Below are 4,792 nucleotides of genomic sequence, written 5' to 3' on the forward strand. Positions count from 1 at the left end.
AAAAGTACAATGGACTCGTTAATAAATATAATGACCAGTTGAAGGAGAAAAAGGAGTTAAAACAACAGGTGGACACTCTAAAAATTGAGAACCGGTCTTACCAAAATGAGAATCGGGAATTGAAATTAGAGAACGGAAAATTGAAGGGAAAACTCGTGCAGATCAGCAAGGAGTTTTCTGTTTTTAAAGAGAGGGTGGGCAAAGTTTTACACGCTCAACTTGACCGAGTAAAAACGTTCTTGAGGATGAATGATGTAGACCGAAGTACAATCAAGTTCCTGGATGATAGGCAAGATAAATTAGTCCAGGACTCTTTAGAAAAAATGGAGAAGCCACAAAGGCAAAAAGGGATGGAGATGGAACGCTGATGAAGGTGAAACAATTGGTTGAGAAGTTGGAGAAACTAGACCAAGAGGGAGAATTAATGCTTTTTATGAGGGATAGAAAGAGACCTCATTTAGGTTCTGGAACTCTTATTCCAATAAAAGATATTGGTGTTTTTACAAGTGTTGACCAAGATTCAAATGAGGGCAAATATGCTCTTGAAATAAAGAAAGGCGAGTAGTTATCTACTCGCTTTATTTTAAGTTTTCACGTTCTCTAAGGGCTTTAAATTTATCAAATTGGCTTTTGTATTCAAAGTCCTTGTTTTCCTTTTTGCTGACAAGGATTTTACCATCGTATTTAGCAAATTTCTTTTTGTCATTGCCATCTGTCCAAGCAAGGTCTTCGTTCACTACATAGACGTTTGATGTTCCCATTTTTAAAACATTTAAAAATCCATTCTCCTCTAAAAGCTTTACTGCTCTGTAAACTGTTGACCTTGATTTGCCAAAATAATCTTCAAAAACTGCATAAGAACAAGCTAAAGCATTTCTGTTATCCATGTGTTCCAAGATAAAAAATAATAAAGAACTTGCGAAGTTATGATTTGCCATTAACCATCTTAATTCTGGCATGTTGTCACGATAAAGCTGGATGAAATTATGATTTTTCTTTTTCTCTTCAAATTGCTCTTTGTCTTTGTTTTCTTGCTGTTCAAGATCAATAAGTCTTTGAAGCATTTGAAGTTGTTCAGGGGTTAACTCAACATTAATTTTTCTCTGCTCGTCCAATTTACGCACCTCTGCTGGCATAGAATCCTTCTCTCCCTTGTTATGTATCATCAGCTGTGATACCTATATGTATAATTTATGACACATCATAGGTCAAAAATGAACTATAGTCAAGCAAAAAATGACACATCTTAATTCAACTATGTGTCACAAGCTATGACACATATACGTGTCACAAGCTATGACACATTACCTTAACTAAAACATTGATATATCAACATTTTTTCTGTGTTCCCTTCTATATCTCCTAAAGGGCTTTTCTCCACGCAAGGTTCGGGTAGTATTTTTCGGACAGACCACCGAAAAATCTCCACCCTTTTCTCCTTGCATTCCGAAATTTTGGCGGTGCTGTACTTTCGCCAAGCCGACGTACCTAAAACGAGGAATTCAGGAAATCGGCTTGCTCGAGCCATTATACCGCCAAAACCGCCAGAGCTTCCGTTCATAAATTTTCTCTTTTGCCTTATGGATCTACGCAATATGGGGGCTTCCCCCAAACCCCCTTGCCAGCCTCCACCCTAAAACAAGGGGAGAATTGATGGTGTTCGAATAAAAATCTTTGATATTTAGAAATCTAATTTTAAAGAAGGGAGTTGAGCTTTCATGAATAGTAACAGTAGCATTAATAAAAGTAATTTAAATTTATTAGCCGTAGTAGCACTAGGATTGACGACAATTTACACCGCAATATTAGCGACTCAATTAATGTCCACAAAACATAAAGTTGATTATTTATATTACAAAGAACATTTTCAAAAAAATAATAAGGGGAATAATAATTAATCGCTAAAACAATGAGAGGCGCTCTAGAAGGGGTAGAGTCCTGAAAATGCGGATTTACAACGGTAATGTAATTTTCACCCATAAATAAAGCCGATTTTAAGAAATCGACTGTTGAACTAAAGCTCCCTTTACTTTAAGTACATTTCTTCACAATCTTTAGATTAATTTATTGGATTATTTTTATGTGAAAGAGTGATATTAAATAAGAGCTTTAATTCGATTGACAAAAAAACCGTCCAGAAGGTATATTATATGTATCTAAGTTATGGAGGTTATTATGTCTATTTCAAAGCATGCTAATAAGAAAAAAAATATATTGATTGCTGCATCTGAAATTGTAAAAGAAGAAGGAGTTGTCAAACTCACATTAGAGGCAGTCGCCCAAAGAGCTGGCGTGAGTAAAGGTGGATTATTATACCATTTTCCTAGCAAGGAAGCATTAATTAAAGGAATGGTGGAAGATTGGACAAATAATTATTTCGAATGCATTAATACGTTAGTTAATAACGACGATGATAACGCAATAGGAAAATGGAATAGGGCTTATCTTAAATCTACATTTTCCGATTTAGAAAACAATAATCTAAATTCCGCACTAATGGCTGCTATGTTTATTAATCCAGATTTATTAGATGAATTCCGGCAGAGATACGATATTTTGCATACAAAGTTAATAACTGATGGAATTGATCCTGTCAAAATAACAATTACAAGATTATCCATAGATGGTCTTTGGTTTTCAGAAATATTTGGAATGGCACCATTAAATGAAGAACTAAAAACACAAGTTTTTGATGAACTAATAAACATGATTCAGGAGGACGAATAATGTCATATCTATATTTAGCACTTGCAATAGTGGGGGAGATTATTGGCTCTTCCCTATTAAAAGCATCTGAAGGCTTTTCAAAACTCTATCCTACAATAGGGGTAATAATAGCTTTCGTTGGTTGTTTTTTCTTTTTATCCTTGTCGCTAAAAACAATCCCCTTAAACACTGCATATGCATTATGGGCAGGTTTAGGACTTGTTTTGACTACAGTAATTTCAGTTTTAGTTTGGAAGGAAAAACTTAACATGGCTAGCATTGCAGGAATAACACTGATTCTTGTAGGAGTTGTAATATTGAATTTGTTTGGACCAGGACATGGAGAATCTGGTCATGAAGCAAGCGAAACTATTACAATGAATGAGACAATGGAATAACACATAAAAAAGTCCTTCTTAATAAAGAGAAGGACTTTTTAGCTTAATTAAGGGTATTTTTTGAAGTCCTTATTCAACAAACCTGCGTACGTTAGTTTAAGTGTATCACTTCACAATTCCAATAGAGTAGAGTTTATTGAGACATAATGAAATTAGCGTTTTAAATGACTTCTGACTGTCTCATAAGACTTGTATCAAATGCTTACCGTTGTAAATCCGCATTTCCCTGACGCTACCCCTAGAAGCGTCTTTTTTGCTTTTTAAGGGTTTTTACTAGGGGCAACCTCTTACAAAGGCGAGAGAGGCCCGTATGGCGTCTGTCAACGGTACCGGACCGAAGGGAGGATAAGGAGTTGATAGACTCACTTCACCAAGACCCTCTTGGTGTCTCAAAAGGCAACACCTTTTGAGCTGCCTACCGGCGAGGGAGCCCCTCAAGGATTGAGGGGTTGGGGAGTTCGATTAAGGGGGTCTGGGGAAGAGTTCCCCAGTGGGTTTGGGCAAAGCCCAAGGTTTGGCTTTTAGCGTCGCAGACCACATGAAACTTTGCGTGCAAAGTGTAGTGTGTTACACTTTCTATTAATCTATCGATTTTCAGAAAGGGTGCGTACCCCATGAGTTACTCCATTATCCGAATGCAGAAAATGAAATCAAATGGGATAAAAGGGATTCAATTTCACAACCAAAGAGAGAGGGAAAGTGAAACGAATCCCGACATCAATAAAGCTGATTCTCATCTGAATTATGACTTGATAAACGGTCAAAGGCAGATTGATTACAACGAGAAAATTAGCCAAGTAATTGAGGACAATGTGACCTCTGGAAAAAAGATCCGTAAAGATGCAGTTAAGCTGGCTGAATTCTTAATTACCTCTGACAAGGAATTCTTCGATAAAATTTCACCCAAAGAGCAGAAAAGGTATTTTGAAACGGCTCATGAGTTCCTTGCTGATCGATACGGTGAAAAGAATTTAATCTATGCGACTGTTCACTATGACGAGAAAACCCCTCACATGCACGTAGGCTTCGTTCCAGTAACGGAGGATGGCCGACTATCGGCTAAAGATTTCTTTGGCCAGAAAAAGCAACTGGTGAGTCTTCAGGACGATTTTAATCAGTACCTGAAGCAAAATGACTTTAATTTGGAAAGAGGGGTCTCGTCGAGCCGTAAACACGTGGAGACGGCTAAATATAAGGCTCAAACGTTTCAAAGCATGGAGAAGGAAGCCCAAGAGAAATATGAGCGGACAATGGGGCATATTCAAGAGATTGATGATAAATCGAAATCGATTGCGAATATCGAAGCTAAAAAGGTTCTAGGGCTTGTTGGAATGAAGGAACAAGACTACAAAAGCCTAGTCGATTATGCGACCAATGGTGTGGCTTATCAGCTACAAGCAGAGAATCTGCAGAAAGAGTTGGAAAAGACTCAAAAAGAAGTTACGCAGCTGAAAGCTGATATGCAAATTGGACAAGATAAAATTCGCTATTACTACAAAGATATTGAAGAGAATTTAGACTCCTTAGCAGAGAAAAAAGCACTGCAAAAAGTGAAGCAAACAGACATTGTAAAGAACTATGGAGACTTGATAGAAAAGTACAATGGACTCGTTAATAAATATAATGACCAGTTGAAGGAGAAAAAGGAGTTAAAACAACAGGTGGACACTCTAAAAATTGAGAACCGG

General features: G+C 37.1%; 6 protein-coding genes. 5 read left to right on the top strand and 1 reads right to left on the bottom strand.

The window, feature by feature from the left end:
• Positions 1-368 (top strand): hypothetical protein (locus tag ACH499_RS34485; protein ID WP_398289066.1); only part of this gene is annotated, 368 nt, incomplete at its 5' end.
• Entirely contained in the window at positions 368-565 is a 198-nt protein-coding gene (locus tag ACH499_RS34490; protein WP_048558833.1) for a hypothetical protein, read from the top strand. The genes ACH499_RS34485 and ACH499_RS34490, both read left to right, overlap by 1 nt.
• 13 nt (positions 566-578) lie before the next feature.
• Here the strand turns inward: ACH499_RS34490 and ACH499_RS34495 are convergent, their stop codons facing one another.
• Positions 579-1,136, bottom strand: coding sequence for a replication/maintenance protein RepL (locus tag ACH499_RS34495; RefSeq protein ID WP_048558832.1), 558 nt, complete (start codon positions 1,134-1,136; stop codon positions 579-581).
• A 1,039-nt stretch (positions 1,137-2,175) separates the two neighbouring features.
• On the opposite strand from ACH499_RS34495, the gene ACH499_RS34500 reads away from it, so the two are divergent.
• The 3 genes from ACH499_RS34500 to mobV form a co-directional block, all read left to right on the top strand.
• Positions 2,176-2,727 (top strand): TetR/AcrR family transcriptional regulator, encoded by a 552-nt coding sequence (locus ACH499_RS34500; RefSeq protein ID WP_000028029.1) that lies wholly within the window; start codon positions 2,176-2,178, stop codon positions 2,725-2,727.
• Positions 2,727-3,104: a quaternary ammonium compound efflux SMR transporter QacH gene (gene qacH / locus ACH499_RS34505; protein WP_000121134.1), complete on the top strand. Its 378-nt coding sequence runs from the start codon at positions 2,727-2,729 to the stop codon at positions 3,102-3,104. Before ACH499_RS34500 ends, qacH begins: the two co-directional genes overlap by 1 nt.
• 614 nt (positions 3,105-3,718) lie before the next feature.
• Positions 3,719-4,792: MobV family relaxase (gene mobV, locus ACH499_RS34510; RefSeq protein WP_398289062.1), on the top strand; the 1,074-nt coding region annotated here is incomplete at its 3' end.

It is taken from the genome of Streptomyces sp. NPDC018947, from assembly GCF_044390505.1.
Lineage (GTDB): Bacteria > Actinomycetota > Actinomycetes > Streptomycetales > Streptomycetaceae > Streptomyces.

Coding starts and splice junctions, on each gene's coding strand:
- ACH499_RS34490 (WP_048558833.1), top strand. CDS start 368: ATGAAGGTGAAACAATTGGTTGAGAAGTTGGAGAAACTAGACCAAGAG.
- ACH499_RS34495 (WP_048558832.1), bottom strand. CDS start 1,136: ATGCCAGCAGAGGTGCGTAAATTGGACGAGCAGAGAAAAATTAATGTT.
- ACH499_RS34500 (WP_000028029.1), top strand. CDS start 2,176: ATGTCTATTTCAAAGCATGCTAATAAGAAAAAAAATATATTGATTGCT.
- qacH (WP_000121134.1), top strand. CDS start 2,727: ATGTCATATCTATATTTAGCACTTGCAATAGTGGGGGAGATTATTGGC.